Annotated in this window: 24 protein-coding genes and 7 pseudogenes; 13 read left to right on the forward strand and 18 right to left on the reverse strand. The window is 52.9% G+C overall.

Annotated features, from left to right (window positions below):
* Positions 1 to 205: 205 nt before the first annotated feature.
* Entirely contained in the window at positions 206 to 1,225 is a 1,020-nt protein-coding gene (locus OZX57_RS04470; protein ID WP_277161512.1) for a CPBP family intramembrane glutamic endopeptidase, read from the reverse strand.
* A gap of 62 nt (positions 1,226 to 1,287) precedes the next feature.
* On the opposite strand from OZX57_RS04470, the gene OZX57_RS04475 reads away from it, so the two are divergent.
* Entirely contained in the window at positions 1,288 to 1,605 is a 318-nt protein-coding gene (locus tag OZX57_RS04475) for a hypothetical protein (protein WP_277161513.1), read from the forward strand.
* Positions 1,606 to 1,847: 242 nt separating this feature from the next.
* Here OZX57_RS04475 and OZX57_RS04480 read toward each other — a convergent pair whose 3' ends face one another.
* Entirely contained in the window at positions 1,848 to 2,225 is a 378-nt protein-coding gene (locus OZX57_RS04480) for an HXXEE domain-containing protein (RefSeq protein ID WP_277161515.1), read from the reverse strand.
* Positions 2,226 to 2,362: 137 nt separating this feature from the next.
* Here OZX57_RS04480 and OZX57_RS04485 point away from each other — a divergent pair, with 137 nt between their 5' ends.
* The 5 genes from OZX57_RS04485 to OZX57_RS04505 all read left to right on the forward strand — a co-directional run bounded on the left by OZX57_RS04485 (position 2,363) and on the right by OZX57_RS04505 (position 6,258).
* Complete coding sequence (locus OZX57_RS04485) at positions 2,363 to 2,908, forward strand: TetR/AcrR family transcriptional regulator (RefSeq protein WP_277161516.1); 546 nt, start codon at positions 2,363 to 2,365, stop codon at positions 2,906 to 2,908.
* A gap of 183 nt (positions 2,909 to 3,091) precedes the next feature.
* Positions 3,092 to 3,652, forward strand: a complete 561-nt coding sequence (locus OZX57_RS04490; RefSeq protein ID WP_277161517.1) for a TetR/AcrR family transcriptional regulator — start codon at positions 3,092 to 3,094, stop codon at positions 3,650 to 3,652.
* 88 nt (positions 3,653 to 3,740) lie between these two features.
* Positions 3,741 to 4,328 (forward strand): NAD(P)H-dependent oxidoreductase, encoded by a 588-nt coding sequence (locus OZX57_RS04495; protein ID WP_277161518.1) that lies wholly within the window; start codon positions 3,741 to 3,743, stop codon positions 4,326 to 4,328.
* A gap of 284 nt (positions 4,329 to 4,612) precedes the next feature.
* Positions 4,613 to 5,056, forward strand: coding sequence for a flavodoxin domain-containing protein (locus OZX57_RS04500; RefSeq protein WP_277161519.1), 444 nt, complete (start codon positions 4,613 to 4,615; stop codon positions 5,054 to 5,056).
* Complete coding sequence (locus tag OZX57_RS04505; protein WP_277161520.1) at positions 5,005 to 6,258, forward strand: hypothetical protein; 1,254 nt, start codon at positions 5,005 to 5,007, stop codon at positions 6,256 to 6,258. Before OZX57_RS04500 ends, OZX57_RS04505 begins: the two co-directional genes overlap by 52 nt.
* A 104-nt stretch (positions 6,259 to 6,362) precedes the next feature.
* Here the strand turns inward: OZX57_RS04505 and OZX57_RS04510 are convergent, their stop codons facing one another.
* On the reverse strand, positions 6,363 to 6,935 hold the full coding sequence (locus OZX57_RS04510; RefSeq protein WP_277161521.1) for an NAD(P)H-dependent oxidoreductase: 573 nt from the start codon (positions 6,933 to 6,935) through the stop codon (positions 6,363 to 6,365).
* A 198-nt stretch (positions 6,936 to 7,133) separates the two neighbouring features.
* On the opposite strand from OZX57_RS04510, the gene OZX57_RS04515 reads away from it, so the two are divergent.
* The 7 genes and pseudogenes from OZX57_RS04515 to OZX57_RS04545 all read left to right on the forward strand — a co-directional run bounded on the left by OZX57_RS04515 (position 7,134) and on the right by OZX57_RS04545 (position 15,021).
* On the forward strand, positions 7,134 to 7,559 hold the full coding sequence (locus OZX57_RS04515; protein ID WP_277161522.1) for a winged helix DNA-binding protein: 426 nt from the start codon (positions 7,134 to 7,136) through the stop codon (positions 7,557 to 7,559).
* 187 nt (positions 7,560 to 7,746) lie between these two features.
* A complete protein-coding gene (locus tag OZX57_RS04520) occupies positions 7,747 to 9,144 on the forward strand; it encodes a UTP--glucose-1-phosphate uridylyltransferase (protein WP_277162937.1) in 1,398 nt (465 codons plus the stop codon).
* A gap of 282 nt (positions 9,145 to 9,426) precedes the next feature.
* Positions 9,427 to 11,349, forward strand: coding sequence for a WYL domain-containing protein (locus OZX57_RS04525; protein ID WP_277161523.1), 1,923 nt, complete (start codon positions 9,427 to 9,429; stop codon positions 11,347 to 11,349).
* A gap of 71 nt (positions 11,350 to 11,420) precedes the next feature.
* On the forward strand, positions 11,421 to 11,792 hold the full coding sequence (locus OZX57_RS04530; RefSeq protein WP_277161525.1) for a hypothetical protein: 372 nt from the start codon (positions 11,421 to 11,423) through the stop codon (positions 11,790 to 11,792).
* 146 nt (positions 11,793 to 11,938) lie between these two features.
* Positions 11,939 to 13,923: pseudogene (locus OZX57_RS04535) on the forward strand (DEAD/DEAH box helicase); the annotation flags it as partial.
* Between the two features lie 138 nt (positions 13,924 to 14,061).
* A pseudogene (locus OZX57_RS04540) lies at positions 14,062 to 14,586 on the forward strand (DEAD/DEAH box helicase); the annotation flags it as partial.
* An 87-nt stretch (positions 14,587 to 14,673) separates the two neighbouring features.
* A complete protein-coding gene (locus OZX57_RS04545; protein ID WP_277161527.1) occupies positions 14,674 to 15,021 on the forward strand; it encodes an RNA polymerase-binding protein RbpA in 348 nt (115 codons plus the stop codon).
* A gap of 556 nt (positions 15,022 to 15,577) precedes the next feature.
* On the opposite strand, the gene OZX57_RS04550 is transcribed toward OZX57_RS04545, so the two are convergent.
* The 15 genes and pseudogenes from OZX57_RS04550 to OZX57_RS04620 form a co-directional block, all read right to left on the reverse strand.
* Positions 15,578 to 15,931 (reverse strand): hypothetical protein, encoded by a 354-nt coding sequence (locus tag OZX57_RS04550; protein WP_277161528.1) that lies wholly within the window; start codon positions 15,929 to 15,931, stop codon positions 15,578 to 15,580.
* 124 nt (positions 15,932 to 16,055) lie between these two features.
* Positions 16,056 to 16,678, reverse strand: a pseudogene (locus OZX57_RS04555) (MerR family transcriptional regulator).
* A gap of 115 nt (positions 16,679 to 16,793) precedes the next feature.
* The gene (locus OZX57_RS04560) at positions 16,794 to 17,234 is read right to left on the reverse strand and encodes an FHA domain-containing protein (RefSeq protein WP_277161529.1); all 441 of its coding nucleotides are present in this window, start codon (positions 17,232 to 17,234) and stop codon (positions 16,794 to 16,796) included.
* A 4-nt stretch (positions 17,235 to 17,238) separates the two neighbouring features.
* Positions 17,239 to 18,053: pseudogene (locus OZX57_RS04565) on the reverse strand (DUF881 domain-containing protein).
* A gap of 6 nt (positions 18,054 to 18,059) precedes the next feature.
* Positions 18,060 to 18,392, reverse strand: a complete 333-nt coding sequence (locus tag OZX57_RS04570) for a small basic family protein (protein ID WP_277159368.1) — start codon at positions 18,390 to 18,392, stop codon at positions 18,060 to 18,062.
* A complete protein-coding gene (locus OZX57_RS04575; protein WP_277161530.1) occupies positions 18,392 to 19,369 on the reverse strand; it encodes a DUF881 domain-containing protein in 978 nt (325 codons plus the stop codon). Before OZX57_RS04575 ends, OZX57_RS04570 begins: the two co-directional genes overlap by 1 nt.
* Positions 19,369 to 19,962 (reverse strand): CDP-alcohol phosphatidyltransferase family protein, encoded by a 594-nt coding sequence (locus tag OZX57_RS04580; protein WP_277161532.1) that lies wholly within the window; start codon positions 19,960 to 19,962, stop codon positions 19,369 to 19,371. Before OZX57_RS04580 ends, OZX57_RS04575 begins: the two co-directional genes overlap by 1 nt.
* Before the next feature lie 21 nt (positions 19,963 to 19,983).
* Positions 19,984 to 20,836: pseudogene (hisG, locus tag OZX57_RS04585) on the reverse strand (ATP phosphoribosyltransferase).
* Positions 20,837 to 20,908: 72 nt separating this feature from the next.
* The gene (locus OZX57_RS04590; RefSeq protein WP_277150926.1) at positions 20,909 to 21,172 is read right to left on the reverse strand and encodes a phosphoribosyl-ATP diphosphatase; all 264 of its coding nucleotides are present in this window, start codon (positions 21,170 to 21,172) and stop codon (positions 20,909 to 20,911) included.
* Between the two features lie 48 nt (positions 21,173 to 21,220).
* Positions 21,221 to 21,886 (reverse strand): ribulose-phosphate 3-epimerase, encoded by a 666-nt coding sequence (gene rpe / locus OZX57_RS04595; protein WP_277161533.1) that lies wholly within the window; start codon positions 21,884 to 21,886, stop codon positions 21,221 to 21,223.
* Between the two features lie 143 nt (positions 21,887 to 22,029).
* A pseudogene (gene lgt, locus OZX57_RS04600) lies at positions 22,030 to 23,023 on the reverse strand (prolipoprotein diacylglyceryl transferase).
* Between the two features lie 81 nt (positions 23,024 to 23,104).
* Entirely contained in the window at positions 23,105 to 23,524 is a 420-nt protein-coding gene (gene hisI, locus OZX57_RS04605) for a phosphoribosyl-AMP cyclohydrolase (RefSeq protein ID WP_277162939.1), read from the reverse strand.
* A gap of 138 nt (positions 23,525 to 23,662) precedes the next feature.
* Positions 23,663 to 24,465, reverse strand: a pseudogene (locus OZX57_RS04610) (HisA/HisF-related TIM barrel protein).
* Positions 24,466 to 24,573: 108 nt separating this feature from the next.
* Entirely contained in the window at positions 24,574 to 25,779 is a 1,206-nt protein-coding gene (gene rlmN / locus OZX57_RS04615) for a 23S rRNA (adenine(2503)-C(2))-methyltransferase RlmN (RefSeq protein WP_277161534.1), read from the reverse strand.
* Positions 25,780 to 25,988: 209 nt separating this feature from the next.
* Positions 25,989 to 26,975 (reverse strand): phosphatidate cytidylyltransferase, encoded by a 987-nt coding sequence (locus OZX57_RS04620; protein ID WP_277161535.1) that lies wholly within the window; start codon positions 26,973 to 26,975, stop codon positions 25,989 to 25,991.

Genomic DNA, 26,975 nt, shown 5'->3' on the forward strand with positions numbered 1-26,975 from the left:
CGATTTTCAATCGTTGACAAAGAAAACCGATTGGAAGACAGGCGGGAACCATGCCCGATAACAGAATCATACAGGTCGACGAGTCCAAGTTCGAGACCGAACTTGACCGGATGGTGTCGAAGAATGTCGAGGAGATACTCAACGCCGAAGCCGAACCAGGTCGCGTGGGGCGTATAGGGAAATCGTTTGAAGGTTTATGCTCTTTTTATAAGCTCTTGTCTGATAGGAGGCGTCTGCGCGTCCAGGATGGTTTGACCAGCAGGCCTTTCCGCTGTGCGTAGACGAGCAGTGCGATTCCGACGGCTCCCATGATGACGACTGGAATAATGCTGGCTTCGAGGCCGAATTGGCCGCCGGTCATGAGATCGGGTCCGGACCATCGGGGGATCAGCCACGATCCCTGCCTGCCGTTGCCGGAGATCACGGAGCCGAAGATCGGGCCTTCGGCGATGTTCCACATGGCGTGCTCCCCGATACAGACCCACAGGGAGCGGGTGACGAAATACAATGCGGCGGCCAGGATGCCGTCCTCGATGGCTATGGCAAGCCCGCCCCATAGCGAGCCGTCCTGATTGCCCAGATGCATCAGCCCGAACGCCAGCGCGGAGACGGCCACCGCTCCCCATGAGCCGAGCCATTCCTCGACCAGCCGCAACAGCATGCCGCGCATGATGATCTCCTCCGCAATACCGGCGCATATGCCGCTGGCGAACAGGTCGATCCACGGATTGTAACCGGTGTCGAATCCCGTGACACGGTAATCGCCGGCGATGGCGAGCACGCCGACGCACACTCCGACCGCCGCGAATCCTATGGCTGCGCCGGCCAGCAGGCCGGTCCAGCGTGACGCGCGCAATTCCACGGGCCGGTGCCGGCGTTCCATGAAATGCACGACAACGACATATCCGGCGACTGCCGCCACGACCTCGGCAAGCATCTCGAAGAACATGACCGGTGAGTGCATATCGCCCACGCCGGCCTTCGCCATGCTTCCGTATCTGGCGATGCACACCAACCTCAGCAGCATCGAAGCCAGGACAAGCACCGCCATGAACACGCCCAGAAACACCAGCCCGCGCAACAGCACATTGAGCCTGCGCGGCTCCTTGGTTTCCTTTCCGCGCTCATACATGCGGTCTGGATGGTCTATGGTAAGCAGGTCCGCAGTTCGGGCCCATTTGTTCATTTTCATATCTTCATAATAAGGAACCATCTCGAAGAGCATGCCTTCCAGATCATGCCTGGCATGGAACCACCGTCCATTTCCTCAAATCATATTAACCTGTCATGTTGAAAGCCCATGTCACCCACAACACCAAGCCGGTACATCCTGTGATGGCGAGTGTGTCCGGGCCTTCCGGGTTTGCTGCGACCGGGGATGACGTTCCGGTTTGCGACAAAGCCGGACAAGGCATTCGCAAAAGTCCTATACGACGGGAAGCCGTTTGTTCAGGAACAATCCGATGTGATTCCTATTCATTGCAGCCGCTTGACGCTTCCATCAGCCCGCAGATCGTGGCGATGAACGCCGCTACCGTGATGGTCTGTGCGCTCGTGGCATGGCTGGCGTCCCGCCGCAAGACCGACTTCATCCCCAACCGTTGAATACACGCGTTTATCGTCAGCCTACGTCGATGGCAGCGCGATGGGGTTCAGTTTTTGGCTGAGAAAATACTGCTTCGTTCTGGTAAGGCTCATGTTCGGAGTCATTTGCCTTGTGCGTAATTGAGCAACAAATCTTGGATTCTGGGCATTGCCCAATGGATAAGAGCAAGGTTGGCGTAAACGGCAACAAGAGCGACGACTTGCCAGAACAGGTAGATGGTAAGCGGCGAAGTTCCGACCCGTCAATACACACTAATGTGCCAGACCATGAACGGTAATTCGATGAGGGCGGTCAAAGCTCCGGGCACATAGCTGTGTGTAAGTGGGCAGACGGCAAGATGAGGCAAAAGGTGGAAGGTATAGGCCACACAGCATGCCAGATACAAAGTGGTGTTGTAGGTGATGCCGCAGATGACTGATACGGCAGTGAGCAAAAACATTTCCTCTGCAATGCCGGCACATAGTGCCGGCCCATGAGTTACTTCACCGAAGAACAGATGTTTGACACGTCCTGCCGTTGCAACGTCTCGACGTTTCCAATCTGGAGCGAGAATCATCTCTTCAAAGTCGTGCAGGATGAATGCGATGGGCAGTACCCAGAAGCTCAGAAACATCGACATGATTATTCTTTCTGTATGGTGACATCTGTTACCTTATTGAAAATAGGTTCTGGACATTGGCGGTGTCGAGTCGATGACACACATCTATAGTGATTGTCACCCTTGCGGCTAGACCCTGACAATAGGAGAGGATAACGATGGAAGACGGGATACCGAATTCGGAACGTATGATTGTCGATGCGTTGTTCTCCAAGCTGGAGACAGAAAGCTTCGATTCTCTGACGGTCACGGAGATTGCTGCCGAAGCGAATGTGTCACGCAAGACGTTTTACAGGCATTTCACCGGCAAGAACGATGTAATCCGTTTCTATCTTGAGAAACTTATGTCTGGTCTGGTTGATGAGGACGAGCTCATGGTTGCGGTGCCGTTCACCCGATTCATTGTCCATTATTTCGAATATTTCATGGCCAATGCATCACGTCTACGACTTCTGAAAAGGAACAATCTGCTTGCACTAGCCGCACCTATCCAGAATCAGGTGTTTTCCGAGAGATTTCCGCGGCTGCATTTGCCGTGGCATGATCCAGACTTGGGCGACGAGCAGCTTGTCGACTTGTTCATGATTGGCGGTCTATGGAACGTACTCATCGACAATCTCGACAGTCAGCCGTTCGTCGACTCCGGAAGACTCGCCACGGAGCTCATGCACCAAGCTGCCAAACGAACCAAATATCTCAAGTAAAAGAACCGTTAAGCCAAAAATCTCGAAAGCTTAACAAGCCTTTGATTTGCACGATAAATCTACCATGCCTTCAAAGAACAAAGAAAAGGGGATGTGCCGACACGCCACGATTGGTAACACTGTTATCCGGAGCGTTATGATAACGCTGTTATCTTTTGTGAAAGAAATGATATAGGACAGTTGATGAGCGATTCAGAACAACGGCTATTGACGGAAACGGTCAAAGCAATCGAACAACACGGGTACCAGAATATTTCCCTGCGCAGTATCGCTTCTGCCGCAGGGTTAACCACGGGCTCGCTCTACCGCCATTTCTCCACCAAGGAAGATTTATTGGTTCAGGCGGGCTACGTGGTGTCAGACAATCTAGCTAAAAGCATTCTTTCAAGCGATGAAGAGCATACCAACGCATTCGACATGCTTCTGCACATCGGCGCCGAGCTCCTTTCACTCACGCAGACAAACCCGAATTTGATCGATTTCTTCTTCTACGGGCCTTTGTACGGCAAAGCTGCGAAAGCAGAATACAATGGCAAGCCGCCGGCATTCCTATCGAAGTTGAGTACAATCGTCGCACAAGCCTGTCAACAGTATCCCGACAGTGAAGATCCGAACCTCCTACTCACACAGGTTTGGGCGTTCATTCAAGGCTATAGCTCGCTTATCTGCCATGGAGTTGTTGCATACGACGAACAACTGCTCAGCGTGACGCTGAAGAAGCTTTTAGGTGTACCGCATCGTTGAGTTGGTTCTGACTCAATATTTTGATGAATTAAATCGTTGCTGAATGGAAATTGTTACTAGTAACAACGCACAGGAAAGGACACAGGATATGAGCAACTACGTCGTTGTATATTGTCATCCATATGAAAAGAGCTTCAACCATGCCATCCTTAAACGGATTCTTGACTCCTTGAGGAGTCAAGGGCATACTCCGCAGCTTATCGATCTCTATGCCGATGGTTTCAACCCCGTTTACGACAAAGAAGAACTAAGACTTTTCCATACCGGTGGAACCCATGACCCAATGGTCAAAAAATATCTCGGTATGATTCGTGCGGCTGACGCCATCATATTCGTCACGCCTGTTTGGTGGAACTCTGTTCCCGGAATGCTCAAAGGCTTTATTGACAAGATTATGAAAGAAGGTGAAGGATTGAGTCACACAGTCACTCCTACTGGTATCCACGGTGAGCTGAGTAATATTCGGCATACTTATGTTTTCACGACCTCTACTTCTCCCACTATTTATCTTCGACTTATGGCGGGTAATGGCATTGAACATCTATTCATGAACTGCACTCTCAAGCAGCTCGGCATGAAGCGACGCAAATGGATTAATTTTGGCGGTATCACGGGCTCTTCTCTTGAACGTCGCCTCAAGTATCTTGACAAGGTTTCTGAAATACGTTTCAAATAGATGTCGGAATGGAACTTTCAAGCAAAATACAAATTGCATGTTCCTGAATTTACATCTTCACCGTTTGATAAATCAACAGTGAAGGCTACGCGATATGGCCACATCCATTGGTTTGAAGGGTGAAGCCTTTTAAATTTCGTAGGTCTGCATCATCTCTCCAATTGGCGCAGACCTACGCGGGACTGAACGTTTGCACAGTCATAGCTTTTTTATTTTTTCGTATCAGGGTATTGAGTTTCGTATTTGCACTTCCTAGGATGAGAAATCCGACATGAGAAGGGCGGATGATGAACAAGACGAAACGACGTATCACAGTGCTGGCGGCTTCGGAAACAGGCAATGCTCTGGATGTGGCCGGCTGGCTGACGACTGCGGCAGAAAAGGTGTGCAGCAGTGTGCAACTTATCGAAGCGGGGGATTACGACCCGTTGTGGCTCGCTGCTGAAGATATCCTGTTGATGGTCACTTCCACTCAAGGCATGGGCGAACCGCCGACGCGAGCGCAAAGTTTCTATGACTCGGTGATGGGTATGTCATCAAAGCCGATGCAACACGTCTCGTTTGCGGTGTTGGGGTTGGGTGACAGCGCTTATATGGATGATTTCAATCGCATGGCCCGTGAATTTGACCGTCAATATGAGCTGCTGGGTGCTAGACGACTGACCGAGCACGGCGAATGCGATTACGACTACGAACAGACGGGGCACCCAAGTGGATCGAGAGACTGATTCCCCTAATTAAAAAGGAAATCCACGCTGGCGCCGATACTCAAGGCAATACCACGTCAAAGCTCAACGACACCGCGTCCAATGCCAAGCGGAACAAAAACGATGGCACATTCGAAGCAACGTTGATCGGCCGCACTTTGCTGACTGCTTCAGCTTCCAGCAAACGAGTTTTCAACATCAAGTTGCAGCTTAATTCCGCCGCTTCCTGGGAGCCAGGAGATATGGTCAGCGTGACTTACCTCAATAATGAAGCCACAGTTGATGATATTCTTTCACGGGTCACTCATAGCGGTTCAACTGATTTGAAAGCAAATATCGCCGAGTCATTGCTGACCCGAGACATCACGAAAAACGGCTTGGCGCTGATGAAAAGATATGCTCAAGTAGGTGGAAACCAGCAGTTGTTGAAGCTCGTGGCTGATGAACGCGCAGCTGTGTGTTGGGCGAAGAATCACCCTGTCACGTCCTTATTTGACGAGTTTCCATCAGATCTTGCGCTCAATGATCTGATGGATATTTTCACTGGCAAAAATTCAAGGTTATATTCGATTTCCAACCCATGTCCGTCTTCTGACAATATCGTAGAGCTGACCGTGAGTGAAGTGCGCTATTCGGTTTGCGACAAAATTCGTCAAGGCGCTTGCTCAGGATATCTGGCGCAAGCGCCGATTGGTTCGAAGATTAGAATCTCGATTGTGCCCGACCCTCATTTCCACATGCCTTCTGATAGCCGAACCCCGATGATTATGGTGGCGTTTGGCAGTGCCATAGCTCCGTTCAGAGCATTTCTTAAGAGCAACACTGCTGAAGAAAGAAGTAGTAGGCCGACATGGCTGATCTTCGGCGACCGTTCGCCCGATGAGGATTTTCTGTATCGTGACGAGCTGGAGCAGTGGGAGAGTGGCGGCAACCTGACAAGATTGGATACGGTGTGGTCGCGATACGGCGCAAAGCACCATATTCAGGATGCTTTGCCTGAAATGGGCGCCGAGCTGTTGCGCTGGCTCGATGCAGGTGCCGAACTATACCTATGCGGACACAATCGCGACACCTTGCAATCAGTGCAGGAGGCATTGCAAACGTCCATTGCAATCGCTCAAGCCAACGCTTCAGCCATGTCGGTGGAACCGAATAATGACGACGTTGAATGGGCAAGAGCTTATATGGAACGTTTGCGTGGTGCCAGCCGCATCCATTGTTGAGGCACAGGGCGCAACCTTTTGCTCAAGTCATACCGGTATCAGTTCTGTAACAAGTGGATGCGCGATAAATACGGCATTTCGCGTGAACTGGCAAGCTGCCGTATTTATCGCGGAATTGCCGCCAGCACCTTCTGTTCGTAAGCCTTGCGGCGTTCAGGCGTGTCTTTGTGGGAGTCCATGTTGCCCAATACGTCGACATGGACGAGCTTGATTCCGCAGTTGCGAAGGATGAAGTGCTTCCAGCGAGTAACGAGCGTGCCAGGCATACGAATGTAAACAGCCGGCCCTTGGCAGCTGGTGGTGATCGATGCGGTTCGGCCTTTGAGCAGTCCTTCTTCGAGAAGCTTGCCGTCAACGTGTCGGTAAGCAACGCGTGGAGTAAAGACGCGTTCAATCCAACCCTTGAGAATGGAGGGTTCGGCGGTCCACCATACCGGGAAGAAGAACGCAAGATGATTGGCCCATTTCACCTGTTGCTGCCAGCGGTTGGGCAATGTTTCGTCGGCCATGTGCCGGCGGTAGCCATAGCGCAGCACCGGGTCAAAGTCCGGTTCTTGGCTCAGGTCGATAATCTCGACATGATGGCCGAGTTCCTTGGCTTTTGACATGTATGCATGGGCGAGTCCAGCACTCATGCTCTGTGGATCCGGAGACCCTTGAATGACGAGAATGTTCATGTTTTTCCTTTGCGTTGAACGGAAACGGCAGGCCAAGAAACGTTTTGGTTTCGAGATCAATCATTCGAAAATCCAAGAAAAGTTGCTTTCGGCACAACCGTTAATTTAGATGACATGTCATGTTTATGAAGAATATCATTCAGGTGACATGTCATGTATAATCGGCGTGTTGTAGATACTGCACGAAAGGAACAGACAATGGACGCAGCAAAATGCCTGGAATTCGTTCGAGAACTGCGCTCGTTGAACCACGTACTTGACGCGAGACTCAACGAGGGGTTGCGCCCGCTGGGCATTTCCTGCGTACAGGCCGATGCGCTGATGGCCCTGCATGAATTGCAACCCTGCACGCTGAAAACCTTGTCGGCTCATCTGATCGCCGAATCCGGACACCCCAGCCGGCTCATCTCGCGTATGAAGAAAAACGGCTTGGTCGACGTAAAGCCGTCCGCAGCCGACGGCCGTGCCATGCTCATCAGCCTCACCGATCAAGGCGAACGTCTAGCAATGCAATCATCCCAAATAAGGCAAGGAATCATCAATGAACTCGATCTTGATGTTCAAGACATCATCGACGCAACCAAGTTCCTGAAAACCGTAGCAAAACAGGTTTCAGCTCAATAAAACGAACATTTTTACTGTTCATTTACGTTTCATCGGCTTTCCGCCCAGCAAGCTTTCAGAAAAGATAGTACAGTTGAAGACTATGTTTATCGGTCGTCCTTCGTTGGACGCCGCCGATGAAGACATTGAAAATCGACCACGAAAGAGGTGCGGCTTGGAAGACGCCTTCGAAGCTTCAGCGCAAAAGATGCACGAAGCGCACATGAGTGATGTCGCCATTGCCCAATTCAAACGACTGTATGAGGAATGGCAGAATAACAACGACAGCAGCTGGATCCGCGAGGATGACATCGAGCCGCTGCAGAATGTGCCTAGCTTCCACGATGTGTACAAGACCATCGACCACGACCAGGCCGTACACGCCTTTGCGAAGACCGCGTTCCTCAAGCTCAACGGCGGGCTTGGCACCTCGATGGGCCTCGACAGGGCGAAGTCATTGCTCCCGGTTCGTCGCCACAAGGCCAGGCCTATGCGCTTCATCGACATCATTCTTGGCCAGGTGACCACCGCCCGCCAGAGGCTCAACGTCCCGCTGCCGCTGACCATGATGAACTCGTTCCGTACCTCCAAAGACACCATCGAGGCCCTCACGGAGACCAAGAATTTCCAGCAGGACGATATTCCCATGGAAATCGTGCAGCATCAGGAGCCCAAGATTGACATGGAAACGGGCAAGCCTGTCCAGTTCCCGGAAAATCCGGAACTGGAATGGTGCCCACCTGGCCACGGCGATCTCTTCTCCACAATTTGGGAATCCGGACTTTTGGATATTCTCGAGGACAAGGGATTCAAGTATCTGTTCATTTCGAATTCCGACAACCTTGGTGCCCGCCCCTCTCGTACACTGGCCCAGTATTTCGAAAACACTGGAGCACCGTTCATGGTTGAGGTCGCCAACCGCACCTACGCCGACCGCAAGGGCGGCCATTTCGTGCGCGACAAGAAGACCGGTCGTCTCGTGCTGCGTGAGATGACGCAGGTCAACCCCGAAGATAAGGCAGCTGCCGAAGATATCGAGCGTCATCCTTACTTCAACACCAACAGCATCTGGGTGCGTATCGATGACCTCAAGGCCAAACTTGCACAACACAACGGCGTTCTGCCCCTGCCGATCATCCGCAATTACAAGACCGTCGACCCGACCAACCCCGATACGACGAAGGTGGTGCAGCTGGAAACCGCGATGGGTGCGGCAATCGGGCTTTTCGACGGCGCGATCTGCGTGCAGGTCGATCGCATGCGTTTCCTTCCGGTTAAAACCACCGATGACCTCTTCATCATGCGTTCCGACAGATTCCATCTGACCGATTCCTACGAAATGGAAGACGGCAATTATCTTTTCCCGGACGTCAAGCTCGACCCTCGTTATTACCGCAATATCGAGGATTTCAACAAGCGTTTCCCCTATGCGATACCATCCCTTGCAGCCGCCAATTCGGTGACCATCAACGGCGACTGGACATTCGGGCATGACGTTGTGTTTTACGGCGACGCAGTCCTCGAAGACCAAGGCAAGCCGAGTTATGTGCCGAATGGGGAGTTTGTCGGGCCACAGGGAATAGAACCTGACGAATGGCTTTGGTAAATACGAACGAGTTGGAACCGTAACGAAAATAAAGGACAGGTTCCAGCTCGTTCGCAGCGCTTTGTTCGCATTCCCGTTGATGAGCATGACAAGAACCGAACAATCTTACTTTGATGATTCGGTTCGGAATCCTCAGAAAGCGTAGAACACGCGGCAAAACGTGAGAAAAAACATTAAATTTGCGAAATTCCGCAATTTACCGGAAAAAGCATCTAATATAGATAAGGGTGTGAGTCACAAGGCACGCACTTTTACCTGAACATTAACGATACGTGAGGACTAATGGCAGAAGGAAGCAACGGAAGGCGACGTTTTTCCGACAAGTGGGGCAAGCACGAATTGGACGTGCTGGCTGTCCTATCATCTGCGTTCCCACAATGGTTGACTTCACGGCAAATTGCGCAGCGCGTCAAGGCTTATGCCGATTCATACGGTGAACTTGCAGATCAGGCGGCAAAGGCGGCATTCGCCAAGCAATTCCAACGCGATCGTGCGAAGTTGGCGGCCATGGGTATCGCCATCGAATCGCGTCAGCCTGAATATTCCTCCAAGTCGGAAGGCCAGGACTTCGCGTCATACCGTCTGCAGCTGGGGGACGAGCCAAGGGTTCGTCTGCGCTTCAAGCAGGAAGATCTGCCGGTCCTTGCGGCAGCAAACTATTTGGCACGTTCCATGTCCATTTCCTCTTCCTCATCCAAGCATGAGGAACAACATACTTCTCGTACGGCACCTCGTGTGCCGCAGACACCGACACCAGGTCTTGGCCTCGATTCGATTGCGCCAGGGCTTGGCACCCAGCCTATTCCCGACAACCTGATGAAGATCGTCGATCAGCGTCGTTTCGCCGCTACCATCGATGTGGACGGCGGGCATATGAATGTCGCCTACACGGATTCTGACGATCTCGCGATGTTCATGCTTGAGCACCCTGGTTCCTCCGTGGTTTCGCCGCAGGAAGCGGCGGACGCCTGGAACCGTAGACTCCATGCGGCTGAAAATTTCAAACTTGCTGACACCAGTCAGGGCGATGTCAGAGAGAGCATCGTCACGCCTTCGATCAACAAGACGACGGTGAATGACGAAGTCGATTCGGATGGTTCCAAGTCCCATTCCAAACGCAATTCCTCATTCCAGACAGGTAGTGAAGTCGACCGCCGGCTGAGGCTTATGCTCTTCCTCTCCGCCCATCTCGGCGAAGAGTATTCCCTTGAAGAGCTTGCCGAGCGTTTCATCGGCGAACCTAAAACCGAAGACGAAAAGAAAAAGGGCGTAGCGGTCATCCGCAAGGACATCAACACCCTGACCACGGTTTCCGACGACGGTGAGATGGCTGGTAGCCAGTTCTTCGACATCGATTGGTCGCTTTTGGATGCCGACGGCATCGTCTCAGCTACCAATTCTCTGGGCCTCGAGCGTCTGGCAGGCATCTCGCAGCAGTACTTGAGCATGTTGACTGCTTCGGTGAGCTATCTGGCCCATTCTTCATTGCTGCCTACCGAGCAGCGTGAACAGGCCGAATCGCTGTATGTTCGTCTGCGCCAGCATGTCAAGCCAGGGGAGACCCCATGGCTGAGCCTTACCGGTTACGAAGTCGAGCCACGTAGTTTCAGCGTTGTCAAGCGCGCCATTTCCACTGACTCTCTACTGGATATGGAATATACCGATGGCACCGGCCGTACGCGCCGTAAGCTGGTCGCACCCTCCAAGATCTTCGTGGATGAGGGCGTCTATTATGTAGCCGTCTGGACGGATGTGGCCAAGGCCGCTCCGAAGGACGAAAAGAAATTCGTCTCCAAAGATACGACCATCAACAAGGCTAACGGTTTGCCTCGCATCTGGCAGGTACTGCGCCTTTCCCGCATCGAAAAGGCTGAACTCGTCAAGCCAATCGCACAAGTCGACATTCCCGATGTTCCCGTTGCGGAATTGCGCAAGTGGAGTTTCGACAATGGAACGCCGACGGTCTTCGTCACCGATCAGCCCGATCTTCCATTCATCAAGACCTTGCCAGGCGCCACGGTCGAACCTTGCGGCGACGGAGAGAAAGTGCACCTGACCGTTTCTTCGGATTCATGGTTTGTGGCCTTCGCCATTGCTCATGCCAGGCATATCACGGCCGTTGCTCCGGAACCGCTGCTGACGATGATTCAGGCGCGTGCGCATCGTGAGCTCAGTCTTGAAGAGGGCGACAACAAGCAAGACTGAGTGGACAGCAGCCACAACCTGAAAATCATTGGAAACTGAACAAACGAGTTCGAAAGCGTGAGGTGGTTCACATGCCTTGGTGGGGTTGGATCATACTGGCTGTCATTATGCTTGCTGTGTTCATCATCGGCCTGATATATGCAGGAATTCACGCCATACGCGCGGCTCATAGCATAGCCGATACCGGCAGCAACGTCCAAGGCTATCTTTCCGTCATGCAGCAATCCTCCGATACGGATGAGGAAACTGCCGAACCGCCGCTTTTCACGCAGCCGCTTTCCACTGCCGCTCACCGCTATAGTCTCGCCCAAACAGCAGTCGAGCAGAGAAGAATCACCAAACACAACCGTCATGCGGAACATTGGGGTGTCTGGAAGAATCATCGCGTTCCTTTTACTGAGCCTGCGGCCGACAAACAGAACAGCAACGAACATACGAGCTGAATCCATCCAATTGGTTCCGGCCATTTTCATGAATCGACAGTTTCATATTTATGAGTCATTCACATCATTATCGTCATAACAATCATCGTGCAGACAATTTCGCCGATTCCGAGAAGACACCACGAGAGCAGTCGCGGGACGAACCCACACTTTCACCTTCGCAACGCTATGCCGCCTTCAAAAAAGAAGCTCCTACGAACGATCCGAAGCAGCACGATTCGCCAAGACCTTGCCATTTGAACTCGACCCCTTCCAAATCGAAGCCAACGAAGCACTCGAGGCAGGCAAGAACGTCCTGGTAGCGGCCCCTACCGGAGCAGGCAAGACCATCGTCGCGGATTTTGCGATGCATCTGGCCCAGCGCAACAATGTCAAGGCGTTCTACACCACACCAATCAAAGCGTTGAGCAACCAGAAATACCATGATCTGGTCGACCTGTATGGCTCCGAAAACGTAGGTCTGCTCACTGGAGATACTTCCATCAATTCGGAAGCGAACCTTGTGGTGATGACCACTGAAGTACTGCGCAACATGCTCTACGAGAATTCGAAACGCTGCGAGCCCTACGGTATGTAATCCTCGATGAAGTGCACTATTTGGCCGATAAATTCCGCGGTCCGGTATGGGAAGAAGTCATCATCCATCTGCCGAAGACGGTCAAAATCGTCGGGCTTTCGGCGACTGTTTCCAATGTGGAGGATTTCTGCGCCTGGATCGAGTCTGTCCGAGGTGCCACCCAAACTGGTCGTCTCCGAAAAACGTCCTGTGCCATTGGAACAGCATGTGATGGTTCAGACCGATGACCAGCACGAGCCCGAGCTTTTGGACCTCTATCGGCACGACAAATCCGGCGTGCAAACCGACAAACTGAATGCCAAACTCGTTGACCGTATCGACCAACTCGATCGAAGAGCCGCTTCACGCGCTCATGAAGAGCGCAGGGGAGGCAGAAACCGTCATCGCAGGGGAGCGGAGAACCGACACAGAACCGGTCAGATGCGGCGCTATACACCGCGTCGGTGGGCTGTTGTCGATGAACTGAACTTCATGGGACTTCTGCCCGGCATCTATTTCATCTTTTCCCGTAACGGCTGCGACGAAGCCGTGGAGCAATGCCTGCGTGCCGGACTGGAACTGACGACCAAAGATGAGGTGAAACGTATCCGAGCCATCGTCGATGAGATGGTTGAAGGGGAACTCGATCATGCCGATCTTAAGGCATTGGGGTTCGCACGTTTCCGTTACGCACTTGAAGAGGGATTTGCTCCTCATCATGCGGGCATGGTGGCGCTGTTCCGACAGATCGTCGAACGCTTGTTCGAAGAAGGCCTGGTCAAGATGGTCTTCGCCACCGAGACTCTGGCTTTGGGCATCAACATGCCGGCCCGCTGCGTGGTCATCGAGAAGCTCGAAAAATTCAACGGCGTCGACCATGTCACACTGACACCAGGCGAATACACACAGCTTACCGGACGCGCCGGCAGACGCGGCATCGACACCATTGGCCACGCAGTCATTGTCGATCATCGAGATTTCGTACCAGCCACTGCCGCTTCGCTTTCCAGCAAACGTGTCTATCCGCTGCATTCAAGTTTCAAACCGACGTTCAACATGGCCGTCAACCTGCTCAATTCCAGCAGCTATACCACCGCTCGTGACACGCTCGACCATTCGTTCGCACAATGGGAAGCGAACGAATCCGCCGAGGATCTTGAATCTCGTATTCATACCTTGCAGCATGCGGTTGATGGATATGAACAGGCGTTCAAGTGCTCCCACGGTGATTTCAAGGAATTCATGACCCTGCGTCAACGCCTTTCGTATCTGCAGAAAGACGAACGACGGCACCTCAAGCGTCGCAATTTCAATAGCGACAAGGAACGCACACAGGCATTCCTCACTCTGGACCGCCAGATTGACCAGCTGAAGCAGCAGGAAAGCGAACATCCCTGCAAATCCTGCCCAGACTTCCAGAATCATCTCAAATGGGGCCATCGTTGGCTACGCGAGTCCAAGGAGCTGCGTCGTATCAAGGGCCGTTACGAGTCCCGTACAGGCTCTATGGCACGTCAATTCGACCAGATCTGTAAGGTGCTCTGCTCTTTGGGTTATCTCAAGGAGACGACGGAGGACTACACCAATGAGCTGGAAGCCGGCCGAAACGACACCAGGCGAGAGAGTATATCGGCCGGAATGAGTATGTCCACAAGATCTGCCGACATTCAACAGGTTGACGAGCAAAAGCATGACCGTGATTATCGCCTTACCATGCGCGGCCAATTGTTGAGGCATCTGTACAGCGAATACGATTTGGTACTTGCCGAGGCAATCAGCGACGGCTTCTTCGACGGCTTGGAACCAGAGGAACTTGCCGCAACGTTGTCCTCTTTGGTATATCACGCGCGCAGGGGAGGAGACAGCGAACCTCGTCGCTACCCTGGCGGTCCGGATGGCTCCGTAGCACGGGCTTGCCGGAGTCTGAGAGAAGTGTTCGCCGATGTCGAAATGATGCGCGAAGATGCCGACCTGGACGAGTTGGAACCGCTTGATTTCGGACTGGTCGATGTGATGTATGACTGGGCCAGGGGAGAGGATCTAGCGCAGATTCTGCATGGTACCGAGCTGACTGGAGGCGATTTCGTACGCAACGCCAAACGTCTTTCGGACATCCTTCAGCAAATCTCAACGGCCGCTCCATACTACGAACACGATGACCCGCATCTGGCCGAGGCCGCAAAGAAAGCAAACCAGCTCGTCAACCGTGGCATTGTGGCGTATTCAGGCGTGGACTGACGATCCACCAAAGATCTGACTACGGGAATAATCCAATCGTCCGAACTGTTCTGTACTTTAGAAATAGATAATTAACAAGGAGAATGTATGGCGGAACGCAGCCTGCGCGGTATGAGTATCGGAGCCAAATCACTCGAATCCGATGAAAATGTTGATTTTGCGGCAAGAACCGATGTGACGTATGTATGCCCGAAAGGTCATCGTACGATCCTTCCGTTCGCAGAAGGCGCCGAAGTGCCTGTCGAATGGGAATGCCGTTGCGGTGAAGTCGCCAAGCGCGACGATGCTGACCCAGACGAGATCGACGAGATCAAAAAGCCGACACGAACCCATTGGGACATGCTCATGGAGCGTCGTACCGAAGACGAGCTCAAAGAACTGCTGGACAAGCGTTTGAAGATGCATCGTGAAGGTTGGTTCCCGGATTACGAGTGAGTCCTGAGGCACTCCGATAAATTATTTTTATTATGGCGATGACTGATTGATTGAATACTTACCAGTCATCGCCGTTTTATTGTTACTTGTGTAGTCGTATCTCTTAGAATCGCGCTCAGAAAACTTGGCTGGATAACTGAATTACTATTAGCTATAGCTAAATCGTTACACGAACATGTATTTGGCTGAGCAAATAGCTTGTTATATATTAGTTCCATATATCACCGAAATAAACGAGAATCATATATACTTACACAAATATCCGATAATGTACGTTATGTCAGATTTCGAAGAAATCTCGACATAACGTCGTCATGTTATGTGGCAAGCAAGCTTGCTTACATAACATGACGCACGCCCCCTATTGTTTCAGTACGAAGATACATATACAGCAGTGCAACGCAAAAAGAACAGCAATTATATTTGTCTTGCTGTTTATCATTTATTATCTGCTAATATTTGCCTGAGCTGAGCGACGTCCTAATATGCAGGTTCGAAATTATTTACTGTGCCGACTGCCTAATAATGAACTATCGATGCCTCTATGCTTAGATGTTTAGTTGACCGTTGTGTGATGACGCCTGGAAAGAACTTCGTTGATGATGCTTCTTTGAGCTTGTTTGGCCTGCAGATACATCAGGACCAGCTCGGCTACAAAAAAGATGCCCAGAATGATTGCTGAAGGAATACCCAACACGGAATACCAATGCCGTATCTCACCGCTGATTTGGTCATGCATCAACTTGTAGACACCGTAAGGCGCACAGCAGAGGAACATCGAGACGATCTGCATGATTACGACTGACCATTGCACAGTCTCGACCTTGCGGGAATCGCCTTTTTGCGCAGCGCTCCGTTGACGATGCAGATTGCACAGATTCCAAGAGCCCAAAGCAAGGAAAAAATCCATAAAAATCCTGGCAATACCGCACTTATCATATTATTCCTTTAACTTGGAAGCTGGTCTGTCTCAGTATAGCAATCAATGGATTATCGCAAGTAAATCACGAATGTCCTAGAACTGGTTACGTATCCTATAACGAACGTTCACGACGCTGAGTCTCCAGCTTTTCACGCATACGTTCAGCCGCGATTTCATCAATGGGTGAGGTGTGCAATGATGAGATGGATGAATCTGCAGGGGTGACATCGACGTGTTTCTCGTTTTCCAGATCGTGCTCGACTTGATGCCACAACTTCCCCACTGAAACGGCGAACACCGCAGTCCCCTGGTCAATCAATGCGAGTACCTGGTCGCCGTCCTGGCATTCCTTGACATCCTGACCATCGCAGATGATGGTCATATGCTCAAGGTCGGCGGTGCGCCGTCGGCTCAGAAAGCCGATAGCAGCGGTGACATTCTGCAGGTTGACACCTGTGTCGAGCAGTTTCTTGAAACCGCCAGGATAAGGACATCCTTGAAGGAATACAGTCTGCGGGAACCAGAGCCATGCGATGGCGTGATGGAGGGAACAACAATCTGTTTGCGAGCCCAATAGTCGAGTTGACGGTAGGTGATTCCGGCAACCTTCGATGCAACTGTTCCTCGATAACCACGTGTGGCATCGTCCTCATCGGACGAAGAAAACAACTCCCCCTGTACCGGTTCAGCTGATGCCGATTTCTCTGATGCCGCAGTCGATACGCGAGCAGAGATAGAAAAAGAACGGGAAGGAGAACCGGCTGCAGACAACGTGTCGTCATTCACGTTCATAGCCATGTCCTTTCCGTTCTTCAGCTTCGGTTTACGATATATCGAATCCTAAAACGTGTTATTTCGCCGACTCGGTTTGCGGAGCAAAGAACACCAGACGGAACTTCCCTATCATGATTTCATCGCCGTTCTTCAGCGCCGTATGGTCGACACGCTGGCGATTCACATAGGTGCCATTGAGGCTACCGGAATCAACCACTTCGAAAGTATTGCCGACGCGACGGAACATCGCGTGCACACGTGAAACCGTAGAATCGTCGAGCAAAATATCCGCATGCGGGTCACGACCGACACTGACCTCATCTTCGTCAAGCAGGTAACGCGAACCGGATACCGCTCCCCTGGTCGAAATCAACAAAGCTGAACCAGGCGAAAGCTTGGTGATGGTGTCGAGATCCTCTTCGGTCAGTGGACGGTCTCCGGCGGAGGTAACAGGAATATTGACAGCAGGCAGGCCGATGATGGTCGTTTCACCCGCGCTTGGAATCGGATTAGTCATGGTTCTATTCTACCGTTTTTGCGTACTGATATTGACCAACATTGCGAGTCTCGCTGATATCTACACTATCTGAGGGTGTCACAGTGACATCGGCACCGAATTTCACCTTGAACCGTGAGCCGACACCGCCAGCGATATTGACGGCGTTCTGCAGATTCTGCGGGTCGCCGATGGCTTTGACTACATACGGCGCCTTGAGATTCTGTCCGTCACATTCAAGACCCTTTTTCGTGTCCGTCACATAGGTCGAGGTGACCACACGAACGTTGTCCAACTCCATGACCTCGACGCTGCGTTGCGTAGCTCCTCCAGAAGCTGGAACATGGTCGCAGCATCGATGTTTTCCTTGGAGCCCTGCGTGATGGTGATGACAACGCCTTTGCCCTGTGCCGGCAACCTGCCGGACAGGATACCGCTGGTATCCTCGTTCTCCTTGGCGATACGCTGGGCTTCCTGCTGCTTGTCTGCAGCAGCTTTGAGCGAGTTGAGCTGGCCAGTGAGCTCGGTTTTACGTTGCTGGAGGTTCTGGACCTGTGTACTGGTCTCGCTGATGAGTCTGGTCAGTTCCTCCTCACTCATCGTCTCATAACTCGAGGTCTTGTTGTTGAGCTGGATGGCATAGCTGAAGCCGAGCAAGGCACAAAGCAATACGATGAGCAGACTGGTCATCAGTCTGGAAGCAATACCGCCCCCGATCCGCCGTGGCGGCTTCTTCCTGACCACAGGGAAGGAACCGGTGTCGGTTCGGTCGTTCTCCTTGTCGTGCGCATGCTGGATATGCATACGGTTGAGGATGTCGTGAGTTTTGTTATGCTCCATGGTTCATCAGCCTTTGAAGATGAATCGGCGAATGGCGGAGACATTGGAGAAAATTCGTATGCCGAGCACAACGATGACGGCCGTCTGCAGCTGGGATCCCACACCAAGCTGATTACCGAGCAGCACCAGCAACGTCGCCGTCAGCACATTGGAGATGAAGGAGATGACAAAGACCTTGTCGGAGAACGAGCGTTCAAAATAGGCTCTTGCCGCACCGAGCAGCGCGTCGAGTGCAGCCACCACCATGATGGGCAAATACGGTTGCAGGACGATGGGGATGTCCGGCTTCACAAAGATGCCGATGATGACCCCGACGATCAAACCAAGCACTGCCGCCATCATTTGCTCCTTTTCGCTTCGGTCACGTTTGTGGCCTCTGCAGCGTTCAATTTCAACGAATAGGATTTCGACACCTGAGGGTTGATACCTGCGGCGTTAAGCGTTCGGTAAAGCCCTGGCTGGGACTGGCTGCTCATCTGATCGGCCAAGTCTTTGGGATTGCCTATCGCTTCTATCTTATAGGGACTTGCCACCTGATTCACGCCTATGAGAATTGTTTGGCCGGCAGTGCGTACCGACGTCGACACGCCGATGCGGTATCCGTTGATGGAAATCGCTTCAGCTCCGGCTTTCCAAAGCTGCAACACAATATCCTGCAAGTCGGCGTCGGTGACCACCCGGATATGATTGGCGTTGCCGTCCCGAGGACTTACACCGCCTGTTTTGCCGGCTGAAGCGATGGGATCGGCCACAGTCATGACGATGCCCGGCCCCTTGACCTTCAAGGCACCATTGGCCATCTCGTCCTTCTGCAATACCGGGTCCTCGGAGGTGCTGGGCATGGAATCGGACTTTTTCACCACCTGGCTGTGCAGGTCGGTGACTTCAGAGGTAAGTTTGTTCAAGGCTGTATTTTGCTGTTGCAATTCCGAGATTAGGCTCGCGCGCACTTGCTTGCGCGGATCGGTATTGAGCTGACGAACGAAGACGCTGCCTACGCACCCTACAGCCACGCAAATGATAAAGACGATGACGCGGGTAAACCAAACCGAGAACGCAGAATGCGGTTTTTGCTGGGTGAGCAGGGCGTCCGAGAACAGCGGATCAAGCGGACGATTGGTCAGATCATCGATAAGACGCAAACTGTCATCGTCGACCTTACGGCGATGCTTGCGAGTGAGAACCTGCTCGTCTTCTGTGTCCGCATGCCAAGGTCCGAGACCAACCACGGCCTTCGAAAAGACAGCGCGACGTTTGCTGGGCAGTTCATCGACTCCCACGGCAAAAGACAGCGGCTCCCGCTCGAAGCCAGTCATTACTTGCCTGAGTCATGGCGCAACAACGTTATGCCCTGACGAATGTAGATATAACCGGCAAGCCAGTAGAGAACAAGACCCCAGATACCTGCGGCCAATGCAGCCAGATGAATGATCTGGGTGAACGTGTTGCTCCACAAATCGGCGAAGATGAGTGCCGCAATCGAGATCATCAACAGCGCCGTCCCGGCCTTCCCGACGAAGTGGACCGGCAAGGGACCATAATCATGCTGTGCCAGAATGAAAATCAGGATGAGCAGGATGAGGTCTCGCAATCCGACGATGAACAACATCCACCAAGGAATGATTCCCGCCAATCCGAGAGCGAGGATACTGCAGAAAATCAGCAGACGATCGGCAATCGGGTCCAAGATCTGTCCGATTTTGCTGACTTGGTTCCATTTTCGGGCGATGATGCCGTCCAAGCCGTCACTTGCCGCGGAAATGGCCAGTACGATAAGCGCAGCGACCATCTTGTGTTGGGCCGTCAACCACGAAATTAAGGGGATGGAGACGATGCGCAACAGGCTGATAAGGTTCGGGACCGTCAGATAGATATCCCGTGCATCCGGACTGTAACGAGTGATATTCAATGGTAATTTCATAGCCAGAGTTCAGATTCTCGAAGCTTGCAAAGCGGTGACGATAATGGCTCGTGCGCCGACGTCGTAGAGCTTGTCCATCGTCTGATTCACCTTCTCACGTTCCACCATCGCGCGCACCGCGCACCACTGCTGGTCATGCAGAGGCGAGATTGTGGGACTTTCCAGGCCGGGTGTGAGTGCCACGGCGGCGCCTACTTTACTCATCGGCACATCATAATCCATCATGACGTATCGCCGAGCCGTGAGTACGCCTTCCAAACGCCGCTTGAAGATGACAAGCTGCTTATCGTCTTGAGAAATATGAGGCGATCGAATAAGAATTGCCTCAGAGTGCAGAATCGGCTCTCCGAAGGTACGCAGACCAGCGTTACGCAAGGTGGTGCCAGTGGAGACCACGTCGGCGATGAGATCGGCTACGCCAAGCTGTACCGAAGATTCGACCGCACCGTCAAGATGGGTGATTTCGGCGTGCAAACCATGGGACGTGAGATAATCACGAACCAGCTTGTCGAAAGAGCTGGCAATGCGCTTGCCATCGACATCTTCGAGTTTTGGCAATTGGAGAATCGTTGGGAGCGGCGAAACGGAACGTCGAAGCACCGAAGCCGAGAGGAAGATCTTCTGTAGCAGCGGTATCGGTGTTCAGCAGCATGTCGCGTCCGGTGATACCTACATCAATGGCACCCTGGCCAACATAAATGGCGATATCAAGAGGACGAAGATAGAACAGCTCTACATTGTTGTCGTGATCCTCAACCACCAATTGGCGTGACTGGGTACGCAACTGGTACCCTGCCTCCTCCAGCAGACTCCATGCGGGCTCGGAAAGCATGCCCTTGTTAGGCACGGCAATTCGTAGCATTCTCTTTCCTCCTTCGACTCTCCACTTCCGCGTTCGCCTTCTCCATGACAAACGACTTTTTGCTATACGGCTTTATAAGTTCTTGTAAATATCTTCGAGACTGATGCCATGCTTAATCATCATCACCTGGATATGGTAGATGAGTTGACTCATCTCTTCGGCTGTGCGGTCGGCACCTTCATATTCCGCAGCAATCCAGGTTTCCCCTGCCTCTTCGTTGATCTTCTTGCCGATGAAATGGGTACCTTTGTCCAGCTCGTCGACGGTCTTTGAACCCGCAGGACGAGTCTCGGCCTTTTCGCTCAATTCCTTGAACAGTGATTCGAATGTCTTCATTGTTGTTCTCCATTGCTTTGCCGCACACCAATGCACGGCCTGTTGGGTTTATGCCCGGTATGCGGCCTCGGCCTGGGCGCGAATGTCGTCAATCGCCTTGGCGCGATCTTGGGCTCCATAAACAGCCGAACCTGCGACAAGGACGTCCGCGCCGGCTTTCGCCACGATAGGAGCGGTCTTGGGGCTGACGCCGCCATCGACCTGAATACGTGTACTGAGCCCGCGGCGGGTAATCTCATCACGAAGACGACGTACCTTGGCCATCTGATTGTCAAGGAATTTTTGGCCACCAAATCCTGGTTCCACAGTCATAATCAAAATCATGTCGAACTCGTCAAGGATGTCGAAAATCGGTTCGACAGGCTCGGCAGGACGAACTGCGAAGCACGCCTTGCAACCCATGTCGTGCAACTGACGCGCCAGACGCACCGGCGCATGCACGGCTCCCATGTGGAAACTTACAGAGGCCGCACCGAGCTTAGCGTATTCAGGAGCCCAACGGTCCGGATCCTCAATCATCAGATGCACGTCCACAGGCAGGTTCGTCACTTCGCAGATGCGCTCAACTACCGGCTCGCCGATGGTCAGATTGGGGACGAAATGATGGTCCATCACATCGACGTGAACCAGATCCGCATGGTCGATTGCCTTGAGGTCACGTTCGAGATTGCAGAAATCCGCTGAAAGAATGCTTGGTGCGATTTGAATGCTCATAGTGTTCTATCCTATGCGGTGCGAAAGACTTGAAAGCAATGTATAGCAACGAATACGCTTCGGATTCAACTGACATAGACAAATCTAAATCAGATGTCGAATTGAGTCTCAATGCCCATCAAATAAATCGTCAGCAAGGGCGCTCACTGCTTCTTTTCCTTGGCTCTTTTCTCATCTTCTGCAGCTGCACGTTCCTCAACTTCCGTCAAGGTGCGCAATCGCTCGGAGAGAGCAAACACGGGGCTGCCCACCCGCTGGATAACCACAAATGCCACCACGCCCAGAATGAAGACGATTATCGAGACCCATACGTTGACGCGTACACCAAGAATCTCATGCGCGAAATCGATGCGCAGCGCTTCGATCCATGTGCGACCCGCGGTGTACCACATCACATACGCGGCAAAAAGGCTTCCTGCCTTAAGTCGGTCCATGGCCTTGCGGCCTATCCAGATGATGAGGGCTGCGCCAATGAGGTTCCAGATCATCTCGTAAAGGAAAGTGGGTTGGAACAATGTACCGGTCGGGCAGGTCTCGCCGTCGTAGCACTGCTCGCCGTGGCCGATGGCCGAACCGGTCATGTTGAGTTTGAGTCCCCAAGGAAGCGTTGTCGGAGCTCCATAGAGTTCCTGATTAAACCAGTTGCCAAGCCTGCCCACCGCTTGGGCGACCAGCAAAGCCGGCGCCACAGCATCGGCAAGCAAGGCCGTCGGATAGTGTTTGTGACGGCACCACGCCCATGCAGCCAATGCGCCGAACAGCACCCCGCCCCAAATGCCAAGGCCACCGTTCCAGATACGCAATATCTCCATTGGGTCCCCATTGGGTCCGAAGAAACGTTCTGGCGTGGTCACCACATGGTAGAGGCGCGCACCGATGATGCCTGCAGGAACAGCGCAAAGGGTGATGTCGAGAATCTGGTCGAAATTGCCCCCATTTTTTCCAGCGACGATTGGTGATCCACATGGCCAGAACGATGCCCAGAAGGATGCACAAGGCATAGAAACGTATATCGATGGGGCCGATACTCCAGTTGCCGAGGGACAGACGCGGAATGACGATCTTCGAAATGTTCGGAGAGGGAATGTAGGCCAACGTCCGTGTTTGCTGCACATTCAAAATAGATCCTGGTGTCATGGTTCCTCAACAACATCTCGGCGATTTATGTATCCGACGGCTATCATACCTCGTTGTCACCACTGCTGATGTTCCGTCTTTTCAGCGACACACATCGTATACGGCGTCTTCGGGCTTGCGCTCACCAATCACCACCGGGACATGTCCGCCTTCGTCGAAGCAGGAACGCGCTCCGGTATGGCAGGCCGCCCCAATCTGGTCGACTTCGACAAGCAACGCGTCTCCGTCACAGTCGAGCGACAGACTCTTGACATACTGCGCGTGCCCGGAAGTGTCGCCCTTGCGCCAGTATTCCTGGCGGGAACGCGACCAGAAGGTGACGCGACCGGTCGTCAGCGTGCGACGCAACGCCTCGTCGTTCATGTAGCCCACCATCAGTACCTGCTTGGAGTCGTACTGCTGGATGACCGCCGTCACAAGTCCTTTGTCGTCGTGTTTCAGACGTGCTGCAAGACGGGGGTCCAAGGTGGTGCTGTTGTCGTAAATCGTGTCTTCATTCATCATTGAGGTCCTTAGTACTCTTGTATCCCAGATTTCGTCGCTGTCACAGCCGTTGTTGTCTGTCTTGCAACTCATATTGTCATATAACATCGTTGCCATGAGAGATGTCGCGAAACCTGAGGTTATTGTCTTCTTAGACTATTTGGCTGGTGACGATTCCCGCACCGTGATGCCATGTTCTTTCATGGTCTGCTTGACTTGAGCGATGGTCATCTTGCCGTAGTGGAAGACCGATGCTGCGAGCACCGCATCCGCACCGGCTTCGACGGCAGGCGGAAAGTCCTCAAGCTTGCCGGCACCGCCGCTGGCAATCAACGGGATGTTGACCACCTTGCGCACGGCTTTGAGCATCTCGATGTCAAAGCCGTTTTCAGTCCCGTCAGCGTCCATGGAGTTGAGCAGAATCTCGCCTACACCAAGCTCTTGCGCTCGTTGAGCCCACCAGAGGGCATCGATGCCGGTGGAATGGCGGCCACCCATTGTGGTGACTTCGAATCCGGATTTGGTGTGTTGCTCCCCTTGCTCACGTCGGGCATCCACGGAAAGCACCAGCACCTGGTTACCGAAACGCTGGGCGACCTGGCTGATCAGTTCTGGATTGTTGATGGCGGCAGTATTGACGCTTACCTTGTCAGCACCGCTACGGAGCAACGCGTCAACGTCATTGACTGTTCGAACTCCCCGCCGACCGTCAGCGGAATGAAAATCTGGCCTGCCGTGCGGGTGACCACATCCATCATCGTCTGACGATGACTGCTGGAGGCGGTCACATCAAGGAATGTCAGCTCGTCGGCGCCTTCGTCGTAATAGCGCCCCGCGAGCTCGACCGGATCGCCGGCATCACGCAGATTCTCGAAATGCACGCCTTTGACCACACGTCCGTCATCCACATCCAGACACGGAATCACTCGCACCGCCAATGACATAACACCACTCCTCATCGTCTACAAAACAATGTTATAAGCCTAGACTACAAATCCTGTCCGCACACCATCTATCTCACGAACGGACAGGACACGTTGCCGACGGGCGCGTACACGCTCGTGAGATCATGCACGTATGTTCTTCGCTGCCAACTGGCCGCAGGCGCCGTCGATATCCGAACCTCTGGTATCTCGCAATGTCGCCGTGATACCGGCGCTGTGCAGAATATCGAGGAAACGCTGCTCATCCTCGGGCTTAGAAGCGGTCCACTTCGAGCCTTCGATCGGATTCAGCGGAATCGGGTTGACATGCACCCAATTGTCACCGTAATGGTTCAGGCGGTGGGCCAGCTGCCGAGCATGTTCGGCTTGGTCGTTAATGCCGCGCATCAGTGCATATTCAATGCTCACACGACGATGACTGGCGAGATAGTAATCATGTGCGGCGTCAAGTACTTGTTCGGAGTTGAAACGCCGGTTCATCGGCACCAACTCGTCTCGAAGCGTATCGTTCGGCGCATGCAGCGACACCGCCAGACGTACTGGGATGCCTTCATTCGTCAACTTTTTGATGCCGGGAACCACACCAACAGTCGAGACGGTGATGTTGCGGGCTGAAATGCCGAATCCCTGTGGCTGCATGGCGCTGATCTGACGAACGGCGGACAGCACCGACTTGTAGTTGCCCATAGGCTCGCCTTCTCCCATGAATACCACGTTGCTCAGGCGCCCAGGCCCTCCGGCGACCTTACCATCTTCCATCGCCTTGGCGGCGACACGCACCTGTTCAAGAATCTCGGCTGTGGAAAGATTACGGGTCAGGCCCAACTGACCGGTGGCACAGAACGGGCAGCCCATGCCACAGCCCACCTGGCTGGAGATACAAAGAGTCGCACGATTCGGGTAGCGCATGAGCACCGATTCAATATGTGAGCCATCAAACAGCTCCCACAAGGTCTTGATGGTGGTGCCGTTGTCGGCCACCTGGTGAGTCACTTCCGTAATAAGGGTCGGGAAGAAGGCCTCTTGCGCAGCCTCACGTTTGTCGGCTGGAAAATCGGTGAACGTCGAGACATCATTGTTGAAATGCTCGAAATAATGGTTGCCGAGCTGCTTGACCCTGAATTTCGGCATTCCCAGCTGTTTGGCTGTTTCGATGCGTTGTTCGTCGGTCATATCGGCAAAGTGCAGCGGCGGCTTGCCGCGACGGGCATGGTTCTTGGCCAGCACATCGCGAAACGCACCGGAATTGCCACCTGCGGTCACACCAGATTCGGCCTCGTTGGCTTCCTCTGACATAGCACTTGTGGCTGTGGTTAAGGCTTCATTCATGATTTTCCCCATATACTCTGCATCCGCTAGTAATGATTCTGTATCATACGGCGAACGCAGCGATGTCCAACAGTAATCTGTCTCTTCCAACTTCCCGAAACACGGCAGGCAACACAGGCAAGAATGTGATAATTCTGGCGCGATAACGCTAATACGACAGCGATACTCTCAACAAAACCTGCCGTTATTTTCGACCATACGGTAAAACGCTACATCCCGGTTGCCCAAAGAAGAAGGGTAAAGAACGGCGCACATAGCAAGATCGAATCGACGCGATCTATGACTCCGCCATGACCCTTCAGAAGATGGCCCATATCCTTCAATCCCATGTCGCGCTTGAGCATCGAGGCGCAAAGGTCGCCGAACGTGCCGATGACGCCGACCATCACACCGGTGATAATCAGTACCCACCAACGTGCTGACCACAGGCTTGGATAGGTGATGGCAAAAATCGCGAAAGCGCCAATCATGGCGAAAAGGATTGAGCCGCACAGCCCTTCAACGGATTTCTTGGGCGAAATGCGTGGAGAAAGTTTGTGCTTACCGAGGAAGGCACCGAAGAAAAGACCACCGGTATCGGAAAGAGCAGGCAGGAAAATCACCATGATGGCATGCGCAACCGGGTGGCCGTTAAAGGTCTCCGGAAGGATGATGCACGAGGCCAGTACCAAAATATAGAGCACCAGAAATACCGACACAGCCACATTGTTGATGCTGCTTTCACCGGTTGTGCTAGTCGCCGCCGATGGCCCGGAGGATTTTTCTACGTTTTGTGCCGCTGCGAGTTTGCCTTCGATGGCTCCTGCAAGGCGCTTGCCGACGTTGTGCCGCATGTTTGCGGCAATGGCCACAACCACTGTCGAAACGGTAATACCCACACCCGCCGCAAGCACATGGTTGGGAACGTAATAGATCGAGAGCAACGTAGCTGCGCAGCACAGCCACAGCATCACCAACGGGATGTACAGGTGAACCGTGGCGAAAGAAACATGCAGCTCACGCAGCGCCAGAACCAAGAAAACGACAATCAACCAAACATACAGATCGATCCTGAGCAGCAGACAGGCAACGATGAGGACGATCAGGAAAACGGCGGTTGCAACGGCCTGGGGCATGTTACGCCCTGTCTTCTTGTTAATGTCATTGAGCGCGTTGCTCACCTCGTCGCCTGCCTCGTGCCGTTGTTTGTTGGTCAT

Source organism: Bifidobacterium sp. ESL0682 (assembly GCF_029392815.1).
GTDB lineage: Bacteria > Actinomycetota > Actinomycetes > Actinomycetales > Bifidobacteriaceae > Bifidobacterium.

What these genes read in the sequence shown, in the direction of transcription:
- OZX57_RS04560 (WP_277161529.1), bottom strand. Translation starts at nt 17,234, where the DNA reads ATGACTAATCCGATTCCAAGCGCGGGTGAAACGACCATCATCGGCCTG.
- OZX57_RS04530 (WP_277161525.1), top strand. Translation starts at nt 11,421, where the DNA reads ATGCCTTGGTGGGGTTGGATCATACTGGCTGTCATTATGCTTGCTGTG.
- rlmN (WP_277161534.1), bottom strand. Translation starts at nt 25,779, where the DNA reads ATGAATGAAGCCTTAACCACAGCCACAAGTGCTATGTCAGAGGAAGCC.
- OZX57_RS04470 (WP_277161512.1), bottom strand. Translation starts at nt 1,225, where the DNA reads ATGCTCTTCGAGATGGTTCCTTATTATGAAGATATGAAAATGAACAAA.
- OZX57_RS04525 (WP_277161523.1), top strand. Translation starts at nt 9,427, where the DNA reads ATGGCAGAAGGAAGCAACGGAAGGCGACGTTTTTCCGACAAGTGGGGC.
- OZX57_RS04570 (WP_277159368.1), bottom strand. Translation starts at nt 18,392, where the DNA reads ATGGCGGCAGTGCTTGGTTTGATCGTCGGGGTCATCATCGGCATCTTT.
- hisI (WP_277162939.1), bottom strand. Translation starts at nt 23,524, where the DNA reads ATGAATGAAGACACGATTTACGACAACAGCACCACCTTGGACCCCCGT.
- OZX57_RS04475 (WP_277161513.1), top strand. Translation starts at nt 1,288, where the DNA reads ATGTTGAAAGCCCATGTCACCCACAACACCAAGCCGGTACATCCTGTG.
- OZX57_RS04520 (WP_277162937.1), top strand. Translation starts at nt 7,747, where the DNA reads ATGCACGAAGCGCACATGAGTGATGTCGCCATTGCCCAATTCAAACGA.
- OZX57_RS04550 (WP_277161528.1), bottom strand. Translation starts at nt 15,931, where the DNA reads ATGGATTTTTTCCTTGCTTTGGGCTCTTGGAATCTGTGCAATCTGCAT.
- OZX57_RS04480 (WP_277161515.1), bottom strand. Translation starts at nt 2,225, where the DNA reads ATGTCGATGTTTCTGAGCTTCTGGGTACTGCCCATCGCATTCATCCTG.
- OZX57_RS04505 (WP_277161520.1), top strand. Translation starts at nt 5,005, where the DNA reads ATGCGATTACGACTACGAACAGACGGGGCACCCAAGTGGATCGAGAGA.
- OZX57_RS04500 (WP_277161519.1), top strand. Translation starts at nt 4,613, where the DNA reads ATGATGAACAAGACGAAACGACGTATCACAGTGCTGGCGGCTTCGGAA.
- rpe (WP_277161533.1), bottom strand. Translation starts at nt 21,886, where the DNA reads ATGAGCATTCAAATCGCACCAAGCATTCTTTCAGCGGATTTCTGCAAT.
- OZX57_RS04545 (WP_277161527.1), top strand. Translation starts at nt 14,674, where the DNA reads ATGGCGGAACGCAGCCTGCGCGGTATGAGTATCGGAGCCAAATCACTC.
- OZX57_RS04620 (WP_277161535.1), bottom strand. Translation starts at nt 26,975, where the DNA reads ATGACCAACAAACAACGGCACGAGGCAGGCGACGAGGTGAGCAACGCG.
- OZX57_RS04590 (WP_277150926.1), bottom strand. Translation starts at nt 21,172, where the DNA reads ATGAAGACATTCGAATCACTGTTCAAGGAATTGAGCGAAAAGGCCGAG.
- OZX57_RS04490 (WP_277161517.1), top strand. Translation starts at nt 3,092, where the DNA reads ATGAGCGATTCAGAACAACGGCTATTGACGGAAACGGTCAAAGCAATC.
- OZX57_RS04495 (WP_277161518.1), top strand. Translation starts at nt 3,741, where the DNA reads ATGAGCAACTACGTCGTTGTATATTGTCATCCATATGAAAAGAGCTTC.
- OZX57_RS04510 (WP_277161521.1), bottom strand. Translation starts at nt 6,935, where the DNA reads ATGAACATTCTCGTCATTCAAGGGTCTCCGGATCCACAGAGCATGAGT.
- OZX57_RS04515 (WP_277161522.1), top strand. Translation starts at nt 7,134, where the DNA reads ATGGACGCAGCAAAATGCCTGGAATTCGTTCGAGAACTGCGCTCGTTG.
- OZX57_RS04485 (WP_277161516.1), top strand. Translation starts at nt 2,363, where the DNA reads ATGGAAGACGGGATACCGAATTCGGAACGTATGATTGTCGATGCGTTG.
- OZX57_RS04575 (WP_277161530.1), bottom strand. Translation starts at nt 19,369, where the DNA reads ATGACTGGCTTCGAGCGGGAGCCGCTGTCTTTTGCCGTGGGAGTCGAT.